Origin of the sequence: Roseateles sp. DAIF2, assembly GCF_015624425.1 — a bacterium.
GTDB lineage: Bacteria > Pseudomonadota > Gammaproteobacteria > Burkholderiales > Burkholderiaceae_C > Kinneretia.
Genome location: NZ_CP049919.1, coordinates 349895 through 368811 on the forward strand (window position 1 = coordinate 349895; position 18917 = coordinate 368811).

Consider the following 18917-nt stretch of genomic DNA (forward strand, 5'->3'; position numbering starts at 1 on the left):
AGGGCCTGGCGATGAGCGTGGGGCGACGCGGCCCTCGGGGGCGTCGCGCGCAGGAACGGCCTGCATGCTACGCCCGCGACACGCAAAGGCAAGCAGATGCTGGCGTTGTGGGCAAAGCCGCGCCGCGCGGGCCGCGGGCGTAGCATCGATCGATCCCGTCGCGGCCGCGGCGGCGGGCATCGACGACAGCCTGTTCGATAGGAGGGCCCATGAGCTACCACCTCGAAGGACGTCTGCTGGAGGTCTGCAACTGCAAGGTGCTGTGCCCTTGCTGGATCGGCGAGGACCCCGACTTCGGCACCTGCGACACCATCGTCGCCTGGCGCATCGACCAGGGCCTGATCGAGGGCACCGATGTCTCGGGCCTGACGATCGCCGCGGTCGCCCATGTGCCCGGCAACATCCTGCAGGGCAACTGGTCGGCCGCGATCTTCGTCGACGACCGCGCCAGCGCGGCCCAGGAGGCGGCGCTGCTGAAGGTCTACACCGGCCAGGCCGGCGGGCCGGTGGCCGACCTGGCGCAGCTGATCGGCACCGTGGTCTCGGTGCAGCGCGCGCCGATCCGCTTCGACGTGCAGGGCGGCCATGGCACCCTGGAGATCGGCAGCGACTACTACGCCGAGCTGGAGCCCTATCTGGGCGCCACCGGCGGCAAGACCACCTTGTCCGACACGGTCTTCTCGACCGTGCCGGGCGCGCCGGTCTTCGTCGGCAAGTCGCCGCGCTACCGCTCGAAGAACGCGGCGCTGGGCATCGACCTGGACATCAAGGGCCACAACGCCCTGCAGAGCACCTTCCTGTTCGACGCCTGACGAAGCGGCGGGCCCGTGGACAGCAGGCGCCATCGCCGTGCCTTCCTGCCGCTGTGGCTCGCGCTGATCGCGCTGGCCTGGGCCCTGCTGTGGGCCTGGAGCCTGAGCCCCTATGCCGCCTATCTGGCGCATGGGGACTGGGTGGCCGAGGGGCCGGTGGCCGCGCTGTGCCGCGCCCTGCCGGGCGGCAGCCTGCTGGTGCCGGCGGCCGTCTCGGCGCTGGCCTGGCTGCTGATGAGCGGCGCGATGATGCTGCCGACCACCCTGCCGCTGTTCGAGGTGCTGGATAGGCTGAGCGCGCGGCGCGCCGACCGCGGCCGCCTGCTGGGCCTGCTGGGGCTCGGTTATCTGCTGGCCTGGGGCCTGTTCGGCCTGCTGGTGCATGCCCTGCATGGCCTGCTGCTGGGCGGCGTCGACCGGCTGCCGCTGCTGGCGCGTCATGCCTGGCTGCTGGGCGCGGCCAGCCTGGCCGCCGCCGGCGCCTTCCAGTTCAGCCGGCTCAAGTATTTGTGCCTGGAGCAATGCCGCACGCCGCTGAGCTTTGCGATGTCGCATTGGCATGGCGGCCCGCACGCGGGGCGGCAGGCGCTGGCGCTGGGCATCCACCATGGCCTGTACTGCGTCGGCTGCTGCTGGGCGCTGATGCTGCTGATGTTCGTCGTCGGCATGGGGCATCTGGGCTGGATGCTGCTGCTGGCCGCGGCGATGGCGCTGGAGAAGAACTTCCCCTGGGGGCGGCGGCTCAGCCGGCCGCTGGGCTGGCTGCTGCTGGCGGGGGCGCTGGGCCTGCTGCTGGCGCGCGCGGCATGATGATGAAGCTGCCCTGGCGCCTGCTGGGCCTGAGCGGCGCGGCCCTGCTGGCCTTCGCGGCCAACTCCCTGCTGTGCCGCCTGGCGCTGCAGCGCGCCAGCATCGACCCGGCCAGCTTCACCAGCCTGCGCCTGGCCGCCGGGGCCCTGGTGCTGGCGCTGATCGTGCATCGGCGGCGGCCGGCCGCGGCGGCGGTGCCGCCCGACAGGCTGGCGGCGCTGATGCTGTGGACCTATATGGCCTGCTTCTCTTTTGCCTATGTCAGCCTGTCGGCCGGCAGCGGGGCGCTGATCCTGTTCGCCGCGGTACAGCTGACGATGTTCGGCGCCGGCCTGCGCGCCGGCGAGCGCTTCGCGCCGCTGGCCTGGGCGGGCCTGGTGCTGGCGCTGGCGGGCCTGCTCTATCTGCTGGCGCCGGGCCTGGCCGCGCCGCCGCCGGGGGCCGCGGCGCTGATGGCGCTGGCCGGCCTGGCCTGGGGCGTCTATTCGCTGCGCGGCCGCCGGGCCGGCGATGCGCTGGGCGCCAGCGCCGGCAATTTTCTGCGCGCACTGCCGCTGGCCCTGCTGCTCAGCCTCTTGATGATCCCGGCCCTGCAGCTGCGGGGCGAGGGCATCGTGCTGGCCCTGCTGTCGGGCGGGCTGACCTCGGGCCTGGGCTATGTGCTCTGGTACGCGGCCCTGCCGGGCCTGTCGGCGCTGCGCGCCGCCACCCTGCAGCTGGCGGTGCCGCCGCTGGCCGCGCTGGGCGGCGTGCTGCTGCTGGGCGAGGCGCTGTCGCTGCGCCTGTTGCTGGCCTCGGCGGCCATCCTGGGCGGCATCGCGCTGGCCCTGACGAGCCGCGCGCGCCGCTGATCTCCACAAGCAAACGCAGGGCCGTCCCAAGTTTGCTTGATTGACCCCCTCGGGGGGGCGGGCGGGGCGCAGCCCGGCCCTGGGGGCCTCAGTGATGCGCGTGCAGGACTTCGCCGGCCTTCAGCTTGTAGACCGTGCCGCAATAGGGGCACTTGCCGCCGCCCTCGTGGGTGATGTCGATGAAGACCTTGGGGTGGGTGCTCCACAGGGTCATCTTGGGATTCGGGCAGGCCACGACGCCGGGGCCCTGCACGTCCTTGGCGGTCACTTCGACCACGGCTTTGACTTCGTTGCTCATGATGTTCTTCTCTCTCAAACCAGGGTCAGCCACTCGGCGTACTTGGGGTTGCGGCCGTTGACGATGTCGAAGAAGGCCGCCTGGATCTTCTCGGTGATCGGGCCGCGGCTGCCGCTGCCGATCTCGATGCGGTCCAGTTCGCGGATCGGGGTCACCTCCGCGGCGGTGCCGGTGAAGAAGGCCTCGTCGGAGATGTAGACCTCGTCGCGGGTGATGCGCTTCTCCACGAGCTTCAGGCCCAGGTCCTGGCAGATCGCGAAGATGGTGTTGCGGGTGATGCCATTCAGCGCGCCGGCCGACAGGTCGGGCGTGTAGACCACGCCGTTCTTGATCACGAAGATGTTCTCGCCCGCGCCCTCGGAGACGAAGCCGGCGCTGTCCAGCAGCAGGGCCTCGTCATAGCCGTCGTCCAGGGCTTCCATATTGGCCAGGATCGAGTTCGAGTAGTTCGACACCGCCTTGGCCTGGGTCATCGTGATGTTGACGTGGTGGCGGGTGTAGCTGCTGGTCTTGACGCGGATGCCGCGCTTCAGGCCTTCCTCGCCCAGGTAGGCGCCCCAGGCCCAGGCCGCGACCATCAGATGGATCTTGTTGCCCTTGGGGCTGACGCCCAGCTTCTCGGAGCCGATCCAGGTCAGCGGGCGCAGGTAGCAGCTTTCCAGCTGGTTCTCGCGCACGACGGCCTTCTGTGCTTCCTCGATCTGTTCGACCGTGAACGGGATCTTCATGCGCAGGATCTTGGCGCTGTTGAACAGGCGCTCGGTGTGCTCGCGCAGGCGGAAGATCGCGGTGCCCTTGTCCGTCTTGTAGGCGCGCACGCCCTCGAAGGCGCCGCAGCCGTAGTGCAGCGTGTGGGTCAGCACATGGATCTTGGCGTCGCGCCAGTCGACCAGCTGGCCGTCCATCCAGATCTTGCCGTCGCGGTCTTCCATGGACATGAGGTACTCCTGTTGCTAGGGGGCAGATGAGGCAGGGATTTTATGCGTGCCGGCGCGACCGGCCGCGGCCGCGGCATATGTCACGCCAATCGCCCCGGCGCTGTGGCGCAGCCCCGCAGGCGCGGGGGGCGCCGACGCTGGTGCGGCCGTGGCAAGCCCTAGAGTCGCGCCACACCTGTTGTGAATCGAGGTCTGCCATGTACAAGAAGCTTGCCGCCGCTGCCTTCTCCGCCGCCCTGGGCCTGTCCGGCTCGCTGGCGCTGGCCGCCAAACCCGCCGACAGCGGCCCGGCCTGCGGCGCGGGCACGACCCACGCGGCCTTCATCGACTGCGCCGGCTCCTTCGAGGGCAATCTCGGCGGTTCGCTGAGCAGCGCGCAGATCGCGACCCTGAACAGCCAGTTCGGCGACAACGGCTTCAGCTACAGCGCCGGCATGCTCTACAGCAAGAGCGACGCCGCCGGCAATGGCCTGTTCACCGGCGACGGCAAGAACTTCAGCCTCAGCTTCGACAACGACCAGCGCGCCACCGGCCTGTTCGTGATCGGCCTGAAGCAGGCGAACCGCTACAGCCTCTACCTGTTCGACGGCGGCACGGCCGGCATCAACAGCCTGAGCTTCGACGTCAAGGGCGTGGTCGGCCAGCAGACTGGCGGCCTGTCGCATGCGGTCTACATCGGCAACGCGCTGTCGGCGCCGCCGCTGGCCGCCGCGGTGCCGGAGCCCGGCACCTATGCGCTGATGCTGGCCGGGCTGAGCGCGATCGGCTTCATCGCGCGGCGCCGCGCGCGCCGCTGAGCGTTCACTGCCCGGCCGCCTCGGGCCGGATCAGGGTCCAGCGCGCCACGCGGGCGTGCTCCAGCACCACCTCGACGCGCACGCCGCCGGTGTCGGTCCAGACATAGGTCTCCGGCGCGTCGCTGGCCTTCTGGCCCAGGCTCAGGGTCAGCGGCAGCACCTCGACCAGCTTCATGCCGGGCTTCAGCTTGGCGTTCAGCATCACCGCGCTGTCCACATGGCCGACGGGCGAGCTGTTGGCCATGCGCATCACGCGCATCAACCGGGTGAACTGCATCAGCAGCCAGAACACGACCCCGGTCAGCGCCAGGATCACGCCCTTCCAGCCAAAGAAAATGCCGCCCACCACGAGGGCGGCCAGGGCCAGCGCCCCACCGATCCATTGATTCATGGGGCCGCATGCTAACCCGTGCGGCGCGCGGGTTAACCCCTGCGCTTGATGGCGCGCATCAGCAGGTCTGATTGGACGCCCCGATCCAGCCTGGGCAGGATGGCCGCCATGCAAGCCCACCCCACCGAGATCCTGGCGATCCGCCATGGCGAGACCGACTGGAACCGCGACGGCCGCTACCAGGGCCAGCTCGACATCGGCCTCAACGCCACCGGCCGCGCCCAGGCGCAGCAGGCCGCCGCGGCCCTGGCCGGCCGCGAGCTGGCCGCGCTCTACACCAGCGACCTGGCCCGCGCCGCCGACACCGCCGCGGCGATCGGCGCGGCGCTGGGCCTGCCGGTGCGGCGGGAGCCGGCGCTGCGCGAGCAGCATTTCGGCTGCTTCCAGGGCCATACCGCGGACGAGATCGCCCAGCGCTGGCCCGAGGCGGCCGCGCGCTGGCAGCGCCGCGAGCCGGACTTCGGCCCCGAGGGCGGCGAGACCCGCCGCGCATTCGCGCAGCGCTGTGTCGCCGCGGTCGAGGCGCTGGCCCGCGCCCATGCCGGGCAGCGCATCGCGATCGTCTGCCATGGCGGCGTGCTGGACTGCCTGTACCGCGCCGCCGCCGGCCTGCCGCTCGACGCGCCGCGCCGCTGGGGCCTGGAGAACGCGGCCCTCAGCCGCCTCTCCCACGGCCCCGCCGGGCTGCAGCTGCTCGAGTGGGGCGGCACCGCCCATCTCGGCGAGCGCAGCCGCGACGACCAGCCCGACCTGTTCCCCGCGCCCTGACACACATATTCCAACCAGGAGACAACCATGGCGAACCACAACAGAACCCGCGCCACCGCACCCGCCCTGCTGAGGCGCCTGCTGGCGCCGCTGCTGCTGCTCGGCGCCGCCGCGGCCGTGCAGGCCGGCACCGTGACCGTGGTGACCTCCTTCCCGAAAGAGCTGACCCAGGCCTACAAGAGCGCGTTCGAGAAGGCCAACCCCGGCATCAAGCTGGAGATCCTGAACAAGAGCACGGTGCAGGGCATCGCCTATGTGCGCGAGCTGCCCGAGGGCCAGCGGCCCGACATCTTCTGGGCCTCGGCGCCCGATGCCTTCGAGGTGCTGGCCGGCCAGAAGCTGCTGGCCAATGTGGCCGAGCAGGCCAACAAGGCGGTGCCGGCCAAGGTCGGCAGCTATCCGATCAACAGCCCCGACGGCCTCTACCTGGGCCAGGCCCTGGCCGGCTACGGCCTGATGTGGAACACCCGCTACATGAGCGCGCACAAGCTGCCGGCGCCGGCGCAATGGGCGGACCTGATGAAGCCGGTCTACTTCGGCCATGTCTCGCTGAGCGCACCCTCGCGCTCCGGCACCACGCACCTGACCGTCGAGACCCTGCTGCAGGGCGAGGGCTGGGACAAGGGCTGGGCCCAGCTACTGCAGATCTCGGGCAATAGCGCGGCGATCACCGAGCGCAGCTTCGGCGTGCCGGATGGCGTCAACAACGGCCAGTTCGGCATCGGGCTGGTGATCGACTTCTTCGGCCTGGCCGGCAAGTTCTCCGGCTTCCCGGTCGAGTTCACCTACCCGGACGTGACCGCGGTGGTGCCGGCCAATATCGCGCTGATCAACGGCAGCAAGAACCCCGAGGAGGCGCGCCGCTTCATCGCCTACAGTGTCTCGACCGAGGGCCAGCTGCTGCTGCTGGATCCGAAGATCTCGCGCCTGCCGGTGCTGCCGCCGGCGGCGCTGGGCGGCAAGGTGCCGCCGGCCTATCCCAACCCCTTCGAGATCGCCAAGCGCGCCAAGGTCAGCTTCGACTCCGACCTCTCGGAGGCGCGCTACAACGTGGTCTCCTCGATGTTCGACCAGACCATCACCTTCCGCCACAAGGAGCTGAGGGAGGCGACCAAGGCCATCCACGCCGCCGCCGCCGCGCTGGCGAAGAAGCCCAACGCCCAGGGTCAGGCCTTGCTGAAGCAGGCGCGCGACCTGGCGTTCACGCCCATCGTCGGCGCCTCGATGGCCGGCGACAAGAGCTTCCTGGCGCTGTTCACCGCCAACAAGAAGGACGCCGCGGCCAACAAGCAGGTCACCGGCCTGGAGGATCGCTGGAACTCGCAGGCGCGCGACAACTACGGCCGCGCCAAGGCCTTCGCCGAGCAGGCCCTGGCCGCCGCCCGCTGACGCACCGCCCCGTGCCGGGCGCGGGCTTCCCTGAAGATTGAGAAAGCAACAAGCTATGTCTACCGTGATCGATACGGCGGCAGCCGACGCCGCGCCGCGCGGCTGGCGTCCCGCCTGGCTGGGCCAGGTGCGGCCCGGCATGTGGCTGGCCGGCGCCCTGGTGCTGGCCTTCCTGACCCTGTTCCTGGTGCTGCCGGTCGGCAAGGTGTTCCACACCGCCTTCGTCGACGCCCATGGCGGCCTGACCCTGGGGCATTTCGGCGCCTTCCTGGAACAGGACCTGATGCGCGAGTCCTTCGCCAACAGCCTCTATGTGGCGACGATGTCGGCGCTGTTCGCCGCGCTGATCGCGGTGCCGCTGGCCTATTTCACTGTGCGCTTCCAGTTCCGCGGCGCGCTGCTGATTCAGACCCTGGGCGTGCTGCCGCTGATCATGCCGCCCTTCGTCGGCGCGGCGGCGATGCAGCTGATCTTCGGCCGCTCCGGCACGATCAACCTGCTGCTGAATGAGCATTTCGGCATCAGCATCCCGATCATGGAGGGGCTGAACGGGGTGATCTTCGTCGAGGCCATCCATTACTTCCCCTTCATCCTGATGAACCTGACGGTGGCGCTGCGCAATATCGACGGGGCGATGGAGGAAGCGGCGCTGAACCTCGGCTGCAAGGGCCTGCGCCTGTTCTGGCGCGTGATCTTCCCGCTGGCGATGCCGGGCTTCGTGGCCGGCGCCTCGCTGGTGTTCGTCAAGGTGTTCGACGACCTGGGCACGCCGCTGGTGCTGGGCCAGACCAATATGCTGGCGCCGCAGGCCTATCTGCGCATCACCCAGGTGGGCCTGGAGGATCCGACCGGCTATGTGATCAGCGTGATCATGATCCTGTTCTCGATCCTGGCGATGGCGCTGTCGGCGCGCATGCTGGCCGGCAAGGACTACTCGACCTTGCAAAAGGGCGGCGCCAGCATCGCCCGCCGCCGGCTCACGCCGCTGGGCTCGCTGGCCGCCTATGGCTGGATCGCGGTGGTGCTGCTGATCGTGCTGAGCCCGCACCTGGGCGTGCTGCTGCTGTCGCTGGCCCAGGTCTGGAGCTTCTCGCCGCTGCCCGACGCCTACACGCTGGCGCATTACCAGACCGTGTTCCAGGACTCCGGCGGCATGATCCGCAACACCCTGATCTACTGCGGCCTGGCCGCGGGCCTGGACGTGCTGCTGGGCGTGACGATCGCCTACCTGATGCTGCGCACCACCCTGCCGGCGCGCAAATGGCTGGACTGGATCGCGACCGCCTCGCTGGCCGTGCCGGGCATCGTGCTGGCGATCGGCTATCTGCGCCTGTTCAAGGGCGTGATGGTGCCGGGCACCGAGACCCTGCTGACCAGCACCTGGATCGTCATCATGCTGGCCTACGCGGTGCGGCGCCTGCCCTATGCGCTGCGCTCCTGCGTGGCGGCGCTGCAGCAGGTGCATGTCTCGCTGGAGGAGGCGGCCGAGAGCCTGGGCGCCGGCAAGCTGAGCACGATCCGGCGCGTCGTCGTGCCGCTGATGGCTGGCGGCATACTCGCGGGATTCGTCACCAGCTTCATCACGGCGGCGGTGGAGCTGTCGGCCACCATCCTGCTGTCCTCGGCCGAATCGCAGGCGCCGATGAGCTATGGCATCTACCTCTATATGCAGAGCGTCGCGGGCCGCGGCCCGGGCGCCGCGCTGGGGGTGCTGGCGATCTTGGTGGTGGCGCTGGGCACCTACCTCTCGCATGTGGTGGTCGAACGCACCGGCAGCCGCTTCGCCGAGCGGCCGGTCGATGAGGAAGCGCTGCCGCCGCTGCCCGCTGGCGTGCCGGCCAAGCCCTGAGAACAAGAGTGGAGACAGACAGCATGAAAAAAGTACCGGTCCAATGCCGCAACATTCGCCTGGCCTACGGCAGCACCGAGGTGCTGAAGGACGTCAACCTGGATGTTGAGCCGGGCGAGTTCTTCGCGCTGCTGGGCCCCTCGGGCTCGGGCAAATCCACCCTGCTGCGCCTGATCGCGGGCTTCAACCGCCACCAGCAGGGCCAGCTGCTGATCGACGGCCAGGACGTCAGCGCCAAGGCGCCCTGGGAGCGCGATGTCGGCATGGTGTTTCAAAGCTATGCGCTGTGGCCGCACATGACGGTGTGGGACAACGTCGCTTTCGGCCTGGTGGAGCGGCGCGTCGACAAGGCCACGATCAAGGCCAAGGTCGGCGCGGCGCTGGAGCTGGTGGGCCTGTCGGCCTATGCGCAGCGGCGGCCCAACCAGCTGTCCGGCGGCCAGCAGCAGCGCGTCGCGCTGGCGCGCACCATCGTGATCGAGCCCAAGGTCTTGCTGCTCGACGAGCCGCTGTCCAACCTGGACAAGACCCTGCGCGTGCAGATGCGCCAGGAGCTGCTGGCGATGCAGCGCCGCCTGGGCCTGACGACGATCTTCGTCACCCATGACCAGGAGGAGGCGATGACCACGGCCGACCGCATGGCGGTGCTGGACAAGGGCGTGGTGCAGCAGGTCGGCGCGCCGGCCACGCTCTACGACTACCCGGTCAACACCTTCGTCGCCAACTTCGTCGGCACGATGAACCTGCTGGCCGGCAAGGTGCGCACGCGCCGCGCCGACCTGCTGACCCTGGACGTCGAGGGCGTCGGCGAGCTGCAGTTCCCGCTGCAGGCCGAGGCGCCGGAGGCGCCGCAGATCCAGGTCAGCTTCCGCCCGCATTCGCTGCGCATCGATGTGGCCGACGCGGTGCGCGACGCGCGCTATGTCTGGATGCCCGGCACGGTGGAGGCCAGCGAGTTCCTCGGCGAGTTCACCCGCTACCGGGTGCGGGTCGGCGCGCAGAACCTGGCGGTGGACCATCCGCACCATGCCGGCCTGTCCACCTTCCCGCTGGGCGGCCAGGTCAGCCTGGGCATCGAGCCCTCGCAGGTCCGTCTGTTCGGCGCCTGAGCGCCGGCGATGGAACTGCATCAGATCCGGGCCTTCGTCACGGTGGCCCGCGTCGGCAATGTGACCAAGGCGGCCGATGTGCTGTGCGTGACCCAGCCGGCGGTGACGGGCCAGATCAAGGGCCTGGAGTCCAGCCTGGGCGTGGCGCTGTTCGACCGCGGCGGCGGCCGCATGAGCCTGACCCGCGCCGGCGAGAAGCTGCTGCCGCAGGCCGAGACCCTGCTGGCCGCAGCCAGCGAGCTGCGCGGCCTGGCGCGCAGCATGCAGGGCGAGCTCAGCGGCCGGCTCGACCTGGGTCTGCCGGGCGAGACCTCCGATTTCCTGCGCACCGGTGCGCTGGCGCTGGCGGTGCAGCGCGACCTGCCCCTGGTCGAGCTGCACACCCATACCCAGGCGGTCGGCCAGCTGCTGGACCAGGTGCGCGGCGGCGCCCTGTCCGGCGCCTTCGCGATCGCCGCCCATCCGCCGCGCAATCTGCACTGGCTGGCGCTGCGCTCGGTCAGCTACCGCATCGCCTTCCCGACCCGCCTGGCCGGCGAGATGCAGCGCGGCGGCTGGCGCGTGCTGGCCGGCCTGCCCTGGGTCGATGGGGTGGCCGATTCGCATGTGCACCTGATGCTGCGCCAGCTGTTCGAGCAGCAGGGCCTGGCGCCCAACGTGGTGGTGCGCAGCGAGGACACCAGCGCGCTGGAGACCTTTGTGCGCGCCGGCAGCGCCTGCGCCTTGCTGCGCGAGGAGGTGGCGCTGGCCGGCGTCGAGCGCGGCGACTGGGTGGTCTGGGGCCATGCGCGGGTGGACGCGCGGCTGTATTTCTGCAGCGCGGTGGAGCGGGTCGGCGACCCGCTGGTGGTCGCGCTCAGCTCCGCCGTGCAGTCGGTCTGGGCCTGAGCCTCACAGACCTGGATCGCCGGGCGCGTCGTCCACCGCGTCCCAGCCATAGGCGCGTTCCACCTTGGCGATGCGCAGCTCGTAGTGGCTGTACCAGTCGGCACGGCCCTGATCGCGGGCGGCGCGGTGCTCGGCGACGGCGCGCCAGGCCTTGATGTCCTCCAGGCTGCGCCAGTAGGAGACGGTGATGCCCAGCCCGTCCTCGCCGCGCGTGCTCTCGACACCCAGGTAGCCGGGCTGCTCGGCGGCCAGCGCCACCATGCGGTCGGCGGTCTCGCCGTAGCCGGCCTGCAGCGCGGTGCGCTGACTCGTGAAAATCACCGCGTAATAGGGCGTTTGGGGGCGAGGCGCGAAGCCGGACATGGTTTGCTCCTGTGCGAATAGCGTATTCTTGCCGCTCGGACGGCAGCGGCATTGTGCCCAGCCGGCCCGCTGCAAGGAACAAGAACAAATGAGGTCTGGTCGCTGGTCGCGCCTGTTGTGCGTCTGCGCCCTGCTGGGCGCGGGCATAGCCTGGGCCCAGCCGGCCCCGCCGGCGGGCAAGCCCGATTGCGACCGCCCGCTGAGCCTGGGCCTGCACGACCATGGCCTGCTCTATTCGGCCGAGACGGCCGAGGGCATCGACAAGGATTTCGCCGACGAGCTGGCGCGCCGCAGCGGCTGCCGCTTCCATGTCTCGCTGCTGCCGCGCGCGCGCATCTGGCAGTTGATCGAGTCCGGCGCGCTGGACTTCAGCCTCTCGGGCATCAGCAATCCGGCGCGCGAGAAGTTCGCCGCCTTCGCCTGGTACTTCAGCAACAAGTACTACCTGCTGGTACGGCGCGACGCGCAGATCGCGAAGCTGGAGGAGTTCGAGCGCAACCCGCGCCTGAAGCTGGGCGTGATCCGCAGCTTCCGCTACAGCGAGAGCGCGAATCGCCTGGTCGACGCACTCGACGCGCAGCAGCGCCTGGTGTTGTCGTCCGGGCTGAGCGCGCTGTTCAGCGCGCTGGTGGCCGGCCAGATCCAGGCCATGATCATCGAGCCCTTCGACTACCCGACCCTGGAGTCCGAGCGCATCCGCGCGCTGAGCCAGATCCTCGAGTTCGGCGATGCGCCGGTGCCGCACGGGCTGATCATGTCGCGCGCCGCGCTGCCGGAGGCGGAACAGGCCAAATGGCGTGCGCTGGTCGACGGTATGCGCCGCGACGGCACGGTGCAGCGCATCTTCGAGAGATATTTCAAACCGGAACTGGCCCGCACGATGGTGCAGTTCTGAGCGCCTTTGGAGCCCCGCCCTTGGACAGCCGCAGTACCTCATCCCGCTGGTTGCGCTGGCGCGGCCTGCCGCTGCTGGTGCTGGCCGGCGGCCTCGGGCTGACCCTGCTGTACTGGCAGCAGCAGGCGCATGAGGACCGGCGCCAGCTGCGCGCCGACTTCGACGCCAGCCTGCGCGACGCCAGCCTGCGCATCGAGCAGCGCATGGCCGCGCATGAGCATCTGCTGCAGGGCCTGCGCGGCTTCTTCGACGCTCAGCCCCAGGTCGACGAACAGGCGCTGCGCCGCTATGTCGATGCGCTGCCGCTGGGCGCCGACTATGCCGGCCTGCAGGGCCTGGGCTGGGCCGAGCCGCTGGCGCCGGAGGACCTGGCCCGGCTGAAGCGTCCCCCGCTCTGGCCGCCCGGTGTGCGCGAACAGTACGCGCCGCTGCTGCAGCTGGAGCCGGACGTGCAGCGCAACCGCGTGCAGCTGGGACGCGACCTCTGGGCCGATGCGGTGCCGCGCCGCGCGCTGGAGGCGGCGCGCGACTCGGGCCGGCTGGCGCTGTCGGCCCGGCTGGCGCCGGCGGACGGCGCGGCGCCGGCCAGCTTCCTGATGGCGCTGCCGGTCTATCGCGGCAACGAGCCGCCCGACTCGCTGCAGGAGCGGCGCAAGCGCCTGCGCGGCTGGGTGGTGGCGCCGGTGCTGGTGCCGGAGCTGATGGCCAGCCTCTACGGCGAGCTGGCGCCGGGCCTGGAGCTGCAGGTGCATGACGGCCAGGACCTGGGCGAGGCCGAGCTGCTGTTCCGCTCGGCCGGCGGGCGCGGCGGCGAGGCGCTGCTGCGCGGCCAGGAGTTCCTGGTGCTGGGCGGCCATACCTGGACCGTCAGCCTGGCGGCGCGGCCGGCCTTCGCCGAGCAGCGTGGCGCGGTCGGCGCGGCGCTGGCCTTGCCGATCGGCGCGGCGCTGTCGGCCCTGCTGGCGCTGCTGGCCTGGCAGCTGGCCACCGCGCGCGACCGCGCGCTGGCCCTGGCCGAGCGCATGACGCAGGCGCTGCGCGAGAGCGAGCGGCGCTGGGCCTTCGCGCTGGAGGGCGCGGGCGACGGCGTCTGGGACTGGCAGGTGGTCAGCGGCAGCATCAGCAGCTCGGCGCGCTGGAAGGCCATCATGGGCCTGCGGCCGGGGCAGGGCGAACCGACCCTGGCGCAGATGCTGGCCTGCATCCACCCGGAGGACCTGCCGCGGGTGCAGGCCGAGCTGCAGCGCTGCCTGGACGGGCACAGCGCCAGCCTGGTCAGCGAATACCGGGTCGCCGACGGCAGCGGCGGCTGGAACTGGGTGCTGGCGCGTGCCACCGTGATGGAGCGTGGCCCGGCGCAGCGCCCGCTGCGCGTGATCGGCACCCTGTCGGACATCAATGCGCGCCGCCTGTCCGAGGAGCGGGTGCGCTTCATGGCCCTGCACGACCCGCTGACCGAGCTGGCGAACCGCGCCCATTTCGAGGAGCGCATGCATTTCGCGCTGGCCAATGCGCGGCGCTACAACGAGAGCATCGGCCTGATCCTCTTGGACCTGGACCGCTTCAAGCCGGTCAACGACAGCCATGGCCATGCGGTCGGCGACCAGCTGCTGCAGACCGTGGCCAAGCGCATCAAGGGCTCGGTGCGCGAGACCGACACCGTGGGCCGCATCGGCGGCGACGAGTTCGTCGTGCTGCTGACCGGCCCGGTGACGCGCGAGACCGCGCGGGTGGTGGCCGACAAGATCTTCAACCAGGTGGCCCTGCCGATCGAGCTGGCCGGGCTGCGCCTGGAGATCACCTGCTCGCTGGGCCTGGCGCTCTACCCCGAGGACGGCAGCGACGAGCTGAGCCTGACCAAGTCGGCCGACGACGCGATGTACCGCAACAAGCGCGCCGGCCGGCGCCTGCTCGACGAGGTCGGCGCGCCGCCGGCGGGCGGGCTCACAGGCCCCTGACCAGGTCCATCGCCTCCTCGATGCGCTCGACCGCATGCACGGTCAGGCCCTCGATCGGCTTCTTCGGCGCATTCGCCTTCGGCACCACCGCGACGCTGAAGCCCAGCTTGGCGGCCTCCTTCAGGCGCTCCTGGCCGCGCGGCGCGGGCCGCACCTCGCCGGCCAGGCCGACCTCGCCGAAGGCGATGAAGCCCTTGGGCAGGGCGCGGCCGCGCAGCGAGCCCTGGATCGCCAGCAGCACCGCCAGGTCGGCCGCCGGCTCGCCGATGCGCACGCCGCCGACCGCGTTGACGAACACGTCCTGGTCCATCGTCGCGACGCCGGCATGGCGGTGCAGCACCGCCAGCAGCATCGCCAGCCGGTCGCGGTCCAGGCCCACCGAGAGGCGGCGCGCGCTCGGGCCGCCGCTGTCCACCAGGGCTTGCAGCTCGACCAGCATCGGCCGGGTGCCCTCCAGCGTGACCAGCACGCAGCTGCCCGGCACCGGCTCGCCATGGGTCGAGAGGAAGATCGCGCTCGGGTTGGCCACGCCCTTCAGGCCCTTGTCGGTCATTGCGAACACGCCGATCTCGTTGACCGCGCCGAAGCGGTTCTTGATCGCGCGCACCAGGCGGAAGCTGGAATGCGTGTCGCCCTCGAAGTACAGCACCGTGTCGACGATGTGCTCCAGCACGCGCGGGCCGGCCAGCGCGCCTTCTTTCGTGACATGGCCGACCAGCACCATCGCGCAGCCGCTGGCCTTGGCGGTGCGCGTCAGGTGCGCCGCGCATTCGCGCACCTGGGCCACCGAGCCGGGTGCCGAGCTGAGCTGCTCGGAATAGATGGTCTGGATCGAGTCGATCACGCAGAAGGCCGGCCGCTCGGCCTCCAGGGTCGCGAGGATCTTCTCCAGGTTGATCTCGGCCAGCACCCGCACCTTGGCGCCCGACAGGCCCAGGCGGCGCGAGCGCATCGCGATCTGCGCGCCCGATTCCTCGCCGGTGACATAAAGCACCGGCACGCGCGCCGACAGGTCCTCGATCGCCTGCAGCAACAGGGTCGACTTGCCGATGCCCGGATCGCCGCCGATCAGCACCACGCCGCCGGCCACGATGCCGCCGCCCAGCACCCGGTCCAGTTCATCCTGGCCGGTGGGCGTGCGCTCGAAATCGGTGGCCTCGATCTCGGACAGGGTCGCCACCGGCTGGCTCTTGGCCAGCGCCTGATAGCGATTCCTGGCGCCGCCCGCGGGCTCGGCGACGCCCTCGATCAGCGTGTTCCAGGCGCCGCAGCCCGGGCATTTGCCCAGCCACTTGGGGCTGGTCGCACCGCAGTCGGAGCAGGTGTAGATGGATTTTTCTTTCGCCATGGGGGGGATTGTCAGCGCCCGCGCAGCAGCCGGAACGCCTCCAGCAGCGAATCCGCCTGCGGCAGCCGGTGGTCGATCAGCGCGCCCAGCGCGATGCCCAGCAGCAGCAGGCCCAGGGCGCCGCGCCAGGTGTGATGCAGGGCCGCACCGAGCCAGCCGCGGCGCTGGCGGCGCCAGGCCAGGCCGCCGGCCAGCGCGGCCAGCGCCACCTCGACCGCCACCGCCAGCAGCACCTCGACGCCGAACAGCATGAACACGCCGGCGCCCAGCAGCGAGGCCAGCAGCAGCACGAGGCCGGCCACCAGGGCCAGCGGCACCAGCACCACCGCGCCCTCGTCCAGCCCGCCCAGCGCCTCGGCCCCGCTCTCGAGCGCGCGGCCGGCCAGCTCGGAGCCGCCCTCCGCCGCCGCGTCACCGAAATCGCCGCTGGCCCCGCCGCCGGCGAAATCGCCCCCGCCGCCGCTCTCGAACGGGGCCTGGCCGCGGCCACCGCCGCCACTACCTTGGGGCAGGTCCAGCCCGTCCGGCCCGGCCTCCTCGCGGCTCAGCAGATAGGCGGCCCACAGGCGCAGCAGGCCCAGATAGGCGAAGTAGCAGCCCGGCAGCAGCAGGGCATAGCGCCAGGCCAGCGACTCGACACCGGCCAGCCGCAGGGCCGCGCCGCCGCCCCACAGCAGGGCCAGCAGGACGCTGGCGATCAGGAAGACATGCAGGCGCAGCCAGCGCCGGCGGCGCAGCCGTTCGCGGGTGCGATGTTCGAACTGCTGTTCGGCGACCCAGGGACGCTGGGCGCGGGCGCGTTGGGCTCGCGTGGGCATCTTGTGTTTCCTCCCCGGCGCCGACTGTACGCAAGACCGGACCCGGGCGGACCGGCCGCCCTCGTGCTACAAAGCCGTCCACGCCGGCCCGGTCCGGGCATTCCGGCGTAGCAGCAGCAGCGGAGCAGTAAGCATCATGGAATTCTCGGTTTGGCTGGCCTTCTTTGCCGCGGCCTGGGCGATCAGCCTGTCGCCCGGCGCGGGTGCGATCGCGGCGATGAGTTCGGGTCTGAACCATGGCTTCAGGCGCGGCTACTTCACGACCTTCGGCCTGGTGCTGGGCATCCTGACCCAGATCGTCTTCGTCGGCGCCGGCCTGGGCGCGCTGATCGCGGCCTCCTCGCTGGGCTTCGCGATCGTCAAATGGCTGGGCGTGGCCTATCTGGTCTATCTGGGCGTGCAGCAATGGCGCGCGCCGGCCCGGCCGATGGTGGCCGAGACCGGCGAGGGCGCGGTGACGCGCCGCCAACTGGTGCTGCGCGGCTGGGCCATCAACGCGGTGAACCCCAAGGGCACGGTGTTCCTGCTGGCCGTGGTGCCGCAGTTCCTGGACCTGCATGCGCCGCTGGCCAAGCAGTACGCGGTGATCGGCGCCACCCTGATGTTCACCGACCTGGTGGTGATGGCCGGCTACACGGTGCTGGCCGCCCGCGTGCTGTCGGCGCTGCGCTCGGAGCGCCACCTGAAGCTGCTGAACAAGACCTTCGGTTCGCTCTTCATCGCCGCCGGCGCGCTGCTCGCGACCTTCAAGCGCGCGGCCTGAGCGCCGGCCACCCGATCCAGCCAGGCCGCCAGCGGGCGGCCTTTTTCATTCCGGTCTTTCTCCTTCTTCTCTTCCTTGCCCATGTCTACGCTTTCCGACCGCTGGCTGTTCTGGGTCCCGACCCTGATCTGGGCCAGCACCTGGCATGTGATCCTCTACCAACTGGCCGCGGGCGTGCCGGTGCTGAACTCGGTCGGCTGGCGCTTTGCGCTGGCGGCCCTGCTGCTGGCGGCGCTGGCGCGTTGGCAGGGCCAGTCCCTGCGCGGCCTGCCGCTGTCGGCCCATGGCCTGATGCTGGCGACCGGCGTGGTGCAGTACAGCGGCAACTATGTGTCGGTGTACGAGGCCGAGCGCCACATCCCCTCGGGCCTGGTGGCGGTGCTGTTCTGCCTGATGGTGTTCGGCAATGCGCTGTCGGGGCGGCTGTTCTTCGGCCAGCGGGTGACGCGGCGCTTCCTGCTGGCCAGCGCCGGCGCGGTGTCCGGCGTCGTGATGATCTTCTGGCCCGAGATCGCCGCCACCGGCGCGCGGCCCAGCGCCGCCTACGGCCTGGGGCTGGGCCTGCTGGCCGTGCTGGCGGCCTGCATCGGCAATGTGCTGACGCTCACCCTGACCCGGCGCGGCCTGCCCCTGGTGCCGGTGCTGGCCTGGAGCATGGGCTATGGCGCGGCCTTTCTGCTGGCGGCCTCGCTGCTCAGCGGTGCCGGGCTGCAGTTCTCCTGGCAGCCGAGCTATCTGCTGAGCCTGCTGTACCTGTCGGTGGCGGGCTCGGTGGTGGCCTTCGTGCTGTATTTCAAGCTGGCGCAGCGCCAGGGCCCGGCGCGCGCGGCGCTGACCGGCGTCGTGATCCCGGTGATCGCGCTGGCGATCTCGGCGCTGTTCGAGGGCTGGCGGCCGACGCCGCTGTCGCTGGCCGGCATGGGGCTGAGCCTGGTCAGCCTGTGGATGGCTACTCGAGCACCTTCCCACGCCCGGCCTTGACTCCGGCGCGCTGCGCCTTGCCCGCCAGCCGGCGCTGCTGCGAACCCCAGGTCGGCTTGGTGGCGCGGCGCGCCTTCGGCACATGGGCCACGCTCTGGGCCAGGGCCACCAGGCGCGCCACTGCGTCGGCCCGGTTCATCTCCTGGCTGCGATGCTCCTGGGCCTTGATCACGACCACGCCCTCGGCGGTGATGCGCTGGTCCGACAGCGCCAGCAGCCGCTCCTTGATCGCCGGCGGCAGGGTGGAGCGGCGGATGTCGAAGCGCAGATGCACCGCGCTGGACACCTTGTTGACGTTCTGGCCGCCGGCGCCCTGGGCGCGGATGAAGCTGAACTCCAGCTCCCAATCGGCCGGCTGCCAGTGCAGGTTCATCGGGGATATCAGCAGGCGTTGTTGCCGGGCTGGCGGATGTCCTGGAAGCGCTGCTCCAGCTCCTGGCGCAGCTGGCGGCGGATCTTGGCGGCGGCGAAGCGCCGGCATTCGTCCGGCGTCACCGGGCTCAGCGGCGGCACCGGCGCGGGGCGGCCCTCGTCGTCGACCGCCACCATCGTGAAGAAGCAGCTGTTGGCATGGCGCATGACCTGGCTGCGAATGTTCTCGGCCACCACCTTGATGCCGATCTCCATCGAGGAGGTGCCGGTGTAGTTGACCGAGGCCAGGAAGCTGACCAGCTCGCCGACATGGATCGGCTGGCGGAACATCACCTGGTCGACCGACAGGGTCACGACATAGCGCCCGGCGTAGCGGCTGGCGCAGGCATAGGCGGCCTGGTCGAGCAGCTTCAGGATGGTGCCGCCATGCACATTGCCGGAGAAATTGGCCATGTCGGGCGTCATCAGCACCGTCATGCTGAGTTGGTGGGCGGGCATGTCCATGAGCGGCTCCTGGGT

The 18917-nt window shown here is 70.8% G+C and carries 21 protein-coding genes; 13 read left to right on the forward strand and 8 right to left on the reverse strand.

What is annotated here, in order from left to right:
• The first annotated feature begins 209 nt into the window (after positions 1–209).
• From G8A07_RS01630 to G8A07_RS01640, 3 genes are read left to right on the forward strand one after another with little or no spacing between them, the layout of a single operon-like run.
• A complete protein-coding gene (locus G8A07_RS01630) occupies positions 210–812 on the forward strand; it encodes a DUF1326 domain-containing protein (RefSeq protein WP_195795401.1) in 603 nt (200 codons plus the stop codon).
• Between the two features lie 15 nt (positions 813–827).
• Positions 828–1622 carry a DUF2182 domain-containing protein gene (locus tag G8A07_RS01635; protein WP_195795402.1) on the forward strand — a complete coding sequence of 265 codons (795 nt, stop codon included), beginning with the start codon at positions 828–830 and terminating at the stop codon, positions 1620–1622.
• Positions 1619–2473, forward strand: coding sequence for an EamA family transporter (locus G8A07_RS01640; RefSeq protein ID WP_195795403.1), 855 nt, complete (start codon positions 1619–1621; stop codon positions 2471–2473). The genes G8A07_RS01635 and G8A07_RS01640 overlap by 4 nt, the downstream gene beginning before the upstream one ends.
• An 88-nt stretch (positions 2474–2561) precedes the next feature.
• Here G8A07_RS01640 and G8A07_RS01645 read toward each other — a convergent pair whose 3' ends face one another.
• Positions 2562–2771 carry a zinc-finger domain-containing protein gene (locus tag G8A07_RS01645; protein ID WP_195795404.1) on the reverse strand — a complete coding sequence of 70 codons (210 nt, stop codon included), beginning with the start codon at positions 2769–2771 and terminating at the stop codon, positions 2562–2564.
• A gap of 14 nt (positions 2772–2785) precedes the next feature.
• Positions 2786–3709, reverse strand: coding sequence for a branched-chain amino acid transaminase (locus tag G8A07_RS01650; protein ID WP_195795405.1), 924 nt, complete (start codon positions 3707–3709; stop codon positions 2786–2788).
• 197 nt (positions 3710–3906) lie between these two features.
• On the opposite strand from G8A07_RS01650, the gene G8A07_RS01655 reads away from it, so the two are divergent.
• Positions 3907–4506 (forward strand): PEP-CTERM sorting domain-containing protein, encoded by a 600-nt coding sequence (locus tag G8A07_RS01655; protein ID WP_195795406.1) that lies wholly within the window; start codon positions 3907–3909, stop codon positions 4504–4506.
• Between the two features lie 4 nt (positions 4507–4510).
• On the opposite strand, the gene G8A07_RS01660 is transcribed toward G8A07_RS01655, so the two are convergent.
• Positions 4511–4897 (reverse strand): hypothetical protein, encoded by a 387-nt coding sequence (locus G8A07_RS01660; protein ID WP_195795407.1) that lies wholly within the window; start codon positions 4895–4897, stop codon positions 4511–4513.
• Between the two features lie 108 nt (positions 4898–5005).
• Between G8A07_RS01660 and G8A07_RS01665 the strand changes: the two genes are divergently transcribed.
• The 5 genes from G8A07_RS01665 (at position 5006) to G8A07_RS01685 (ending at position 10900) form a co-directional block, all read left to right on the forward strand.
• A complete protein-coding gene (locus G8A07_RS01665; RefSeq protein ID WP_195795408.1) occupies positions 5006–5665 on the forward strand; it encodes a histidine phosphatase family protein in 660 nt (219 codons plus the stop codon).
• A gap of 27 nt (positions 5666–5692) precedes the next feature.
• Complete coding sequence (locus G8A07_RS01670) at positions 5693–7054, forward strand: ABC transporter substrate-binding protein (protein WP_195795409.1); 1362 nt, start codon at positions 5693–5695, stop codon at positions 7052–7054.
• A gap of 139 nt (positions 7055–7193) precedes the next feature.
• The gene (locus G8A07_RS01675; protein WP_195797540.1) at positions 7194–8903 is read left to right on the forward strand and encodes an iron ABC transporter permease; all 1710 of its coding nucleotides are present in this window, start codon (positions 7194–7196) and stop codon (positions 8901–8903) included.
• A 23-nt stretch (positions 8904–8926) separates the two neighbouring features.
• Positions 8927–10012: an ABC transporter ATP-binding protein gene (locus G8A07_RS01680; RefSeq protein ID WP_195795410.1), complete on the forward strand. Its 1086-nt coding sequence runs from the start codon at positions 8927–8929 to the stop codon at positions 10010–10012.
• A 9-nt stretch (positions 10013–10021) separates the two neighbouring features.
• The gene (locus G8A07_RS01685) at positions 10022–10900 is read left to right on the forward strand and encodes a LysR family transcriptional regulator (RefSeq protein ID WP_195795411.1); all 879 of its coding nucleotides are present in this window, start codon (positions 10022–10024) and stop codon (positions 10898–10900) included.
• Positions 10901–10903: 3 nt separating this feature from the next.
• On the opposite strand, the gene G8A07_RS01690 is transcribed toward G8A07_RS01685, so the two are convergent.
• Positions 10904–11263, reverse strand: coding sequence for an antibiotic biosynthesis monooxygenase (locus G8A07_RS01690; RefSeq protein ID WP_195795412.1), 360 nt, complete (start codon positions 11261–11263; stop codon positions 10904–10906).
• A gap of 88 nt (positions 11264–11351) precedes the next feature.
• On the opposite strand from G8A07_RS01690, the gene G8A07_RS01695 reads away from it, so the two are divergent.
• The gene (locus G8A07_RS01695) at positions 11352–12158 is read left to right on the forward strand and encodes an ABC transporter substrate-binding protein (RefSeq protein ID WP_195795413.1); all 807 of its coding nucleotides are present in this window, start codon (positions 11352–11354) and stop codon (positions 12156–12158) included.
• A gap of 20 nt (positions 12159–12178) precedes the next feature.
• The gene (locus G8A07_RS01700; protein ID WP_195795414.1) at positions 12179–14116 is read left to right on the forward strand and encodes a diguanylate cyclase domain-containing protein; all 1938 of its coding nucleotides are present in this window, start codon (positions 12179–12181) and stop codon (positions 14114–14116) included.
• Here the strand turns inward: G8A07_RS01700 and radA are convergent.
• Complete coding sequence (gene radA, locus G8A07_RS01705; RefSeq protein ID WP_195795415.1) at positions 14103–15464, reverse strand: DNA repair protein RadA; 1362 nt, start codon at positions 15462–15464, stop codon at positions 14103–14105. The two genes, G8A07_RS01700 and radA, sit on opposite strands and share 14 nt — an antisense overlap.
• An 11-nt stretch (positions 15465–15475) precedes the next feature.
• Positions 15476–16282 (reverse strand): hypothetical protein, encoded by an 807-nt coding sequence (locus tag G8A07_RS01710; RefSeq protein WP_195795416.1) that lies wholly within the window; start codon positions 16280–16282, stop codon positions 15476–15478.
• A 136-nt stretch (positions 16283–16418) separates the two neighbouring features.
• Between G8A07_RS01710 and G8A07_RS01715 the strand changes: the two genes are divergently transcribed.
• Positions 16419–17045, forward strand: coding sequence for a LysE family transporter (locus tag G8A07_RS01715; protein ID WP_195795417.1), 627 nt, complete (start codon positions 16419–16421; stop codon positions 17043–17045).
• 81 nt (positions 17046–17126) lie between these two features.
• Entirely contained in the window at positions 17127–18026 is a 900-nt protein-coding gene (locus G8A07_RS01720) for a DMT family transporter (RefSeq protein ID WP_195795418.1), read from the forward strand.
• Here G8A07_RS01720 and arfB read toward each other — a convergent pair.
• Positions 17995–18399, reverse strand: coding sequence for an alternative ribosome rescue aminoacyl-tRNA hydrolase ArfB (gene arfB / locus G8A07_RS01725; protein WP_195795419.1), 405 nt, complete (start codon positions 18397–18399; stop codon positions 17995–17997). The two genes, G8A07_RS01720 and arfB, sit on opposite strands and share 32 nt — an antisense overlap.
• Before the next feature lie 8 nt (positions 18400–18407).
• Positions 18408–18902: an acyl-CoA thioesterase gene (locus G8A07_RS01730; RefSeq protein WP_195795420.1), complete on the reverse strand. Its 495-nt coding sequence runs from the start codon at positions 18900–18902 to the stop codon at positions 18408–18410.
• Between the last annotated feature and the right edge of the window lie 15 nt (positions 18903–18917).

What these genes read in the sequence shown, in the direction of transcription:
- G8A07_RS01630 (WP_195795401.1), top strand. Translation starts at nt 210, where the DNA reads ATGAGCTACCACCTCGAAGGACGTCTGCTGGAGGTCTGCAACTGCAAG.
- G8A07_RS01640 (WP_195795403.1), top strand. Translation starts at nt 1,619, where the DNA reads ATGATGATGAAGCTGCCCTGGCGCCTGCTGGGCCTGAGCGGCGCGGCC.
- G8A07_RS01645 (WP_195795404.1), bottom strand. Translation starts at nt 2,771, where the DNA reads ATGAGCAACGAAGTCAAAGCCGTGGTCGAAGTGACCGCCAAGGACGTG.
- G8A07_RS01650 (WP_195795405.1), bottom strand. Translation starts at nt 3,709, where the DNA reads ATGTCCATGGAAGACCGCGACGGCAAGATCTGGATGGACGGCCAGCTG.
- G8A07_RS01655 (WP_195795406.1), top strand. Translation starts at nt 3,907, where the DNA reads ATGTACAAGAAGCTTGCCGCCGCTGCCTTCTCCGCCGCCCTGGGCCTG.
- G8A07_RS01660 (WP_195795407.1), bottom strand. Translation starts at nt 4,897, where the DNA reads ATGAATCAATGGATCGGTGGGGCGCTGGCCCTGGCCGCCCTCGTGGTG.
- G8A07_RS01665 (WP_195795408.1), top strand. Translation starts at nt 5,006, where the DNA reads ATGCAAGCCCACCCCACCGAGATCCTGGCGATCCGCCATGGCGAGACC.
- G8A07_RS01670 (WP_195795409.1), top strand. Translation starts at nt 5,693, where the DNA reads ATGGCGAACCACAACAGAACCCGCGCCACCGCACCCGCCCTGCTGAGG.
- G8A07_RS01675 (WP_195797540.1), top strand. Translation starts at nt 7,194, where the DNA reads ATGTGGCTGGCCGGCGCCCTGGTGCTGGCCTTCCTGACCCTGTTCCTG.
- G8A07_RS01680 (WP_195795410.1), top strand. Translation starts at nt 8,927, where the DNA reads ATGAAAAAAGTACCGGTCCAATGCCGCAACATTCGCCTGGCCTACGGC.
- G8A07_RS01685 (WP_195795411.1), top strand. Translation starts at nt 10,022, where the DNA reads ATGGAACTGCATCAGATCCGGGCCTTCGTCACGGTGGCCCGCGTCGGC.
- G8A07_RS01690 (WP_195795412.1), bottom strand. Translation starts at nt 11,263, where the DNA reads ATGTCCGGCTTCGCGCCTCGCCCCCAAACGCCCTATTACGCGGTGATT.
- G8A07_RS01695 (WP_195795413.1), top strand. Translation starts at nt 11,352, where the DNA reads ATGAGGTCTGGTCGCTGGTCGCGCCTGTTGTGCGTCTGCGCCCTGCTG.
- radA (WP_195795415.1), bottom strand. Translation starts at nt 15,464, where the DNA reads ATGGCGAAAGAAAAATCCATCTACACCTGCTCCGACTGCGGTGCGACC.
- G8A07_RS01710 (WP_195795416.1), bottom strand. Translation starts at nt 16,282, where the DNA reads ATGCCCACGCGAGCCCAACGCGCCCGCGCCCAGCGTCCCTGGGTCGCC.
- G8A07_RS01715 (WP_195795417.1), top strand. Translation starts at nt 16,419, where the DNA reads ATGGAATTCTCGGTTTGGCTGGCCTTCTTTGCCGCGGCCTGGGCGATC.
- G8A07_RS01720 (WP_195795418.1), top strand. Translation starts at nt 17,127, where the DNA reads ATGTCTACGCTTTCCGACCGCTGGCTGTTCTGGGTCCCGACCCTGATC.
- arfB (WP_195795419.1), bottom strand. Translation starts at nt 18,399, where the DNA reads ATGAACCTGCACTGGCAGCCGGCCGATTGGGAGCTGGAGTTCAGCTTC.
- G8A07_RS01730 (WP_195795420.1), bottom strand. Translation starts at nt 18,902, where the DNA reads ATGGACATGCCCGCCCACCAACTCAGCATGACGGTGCTGATGACGCCC.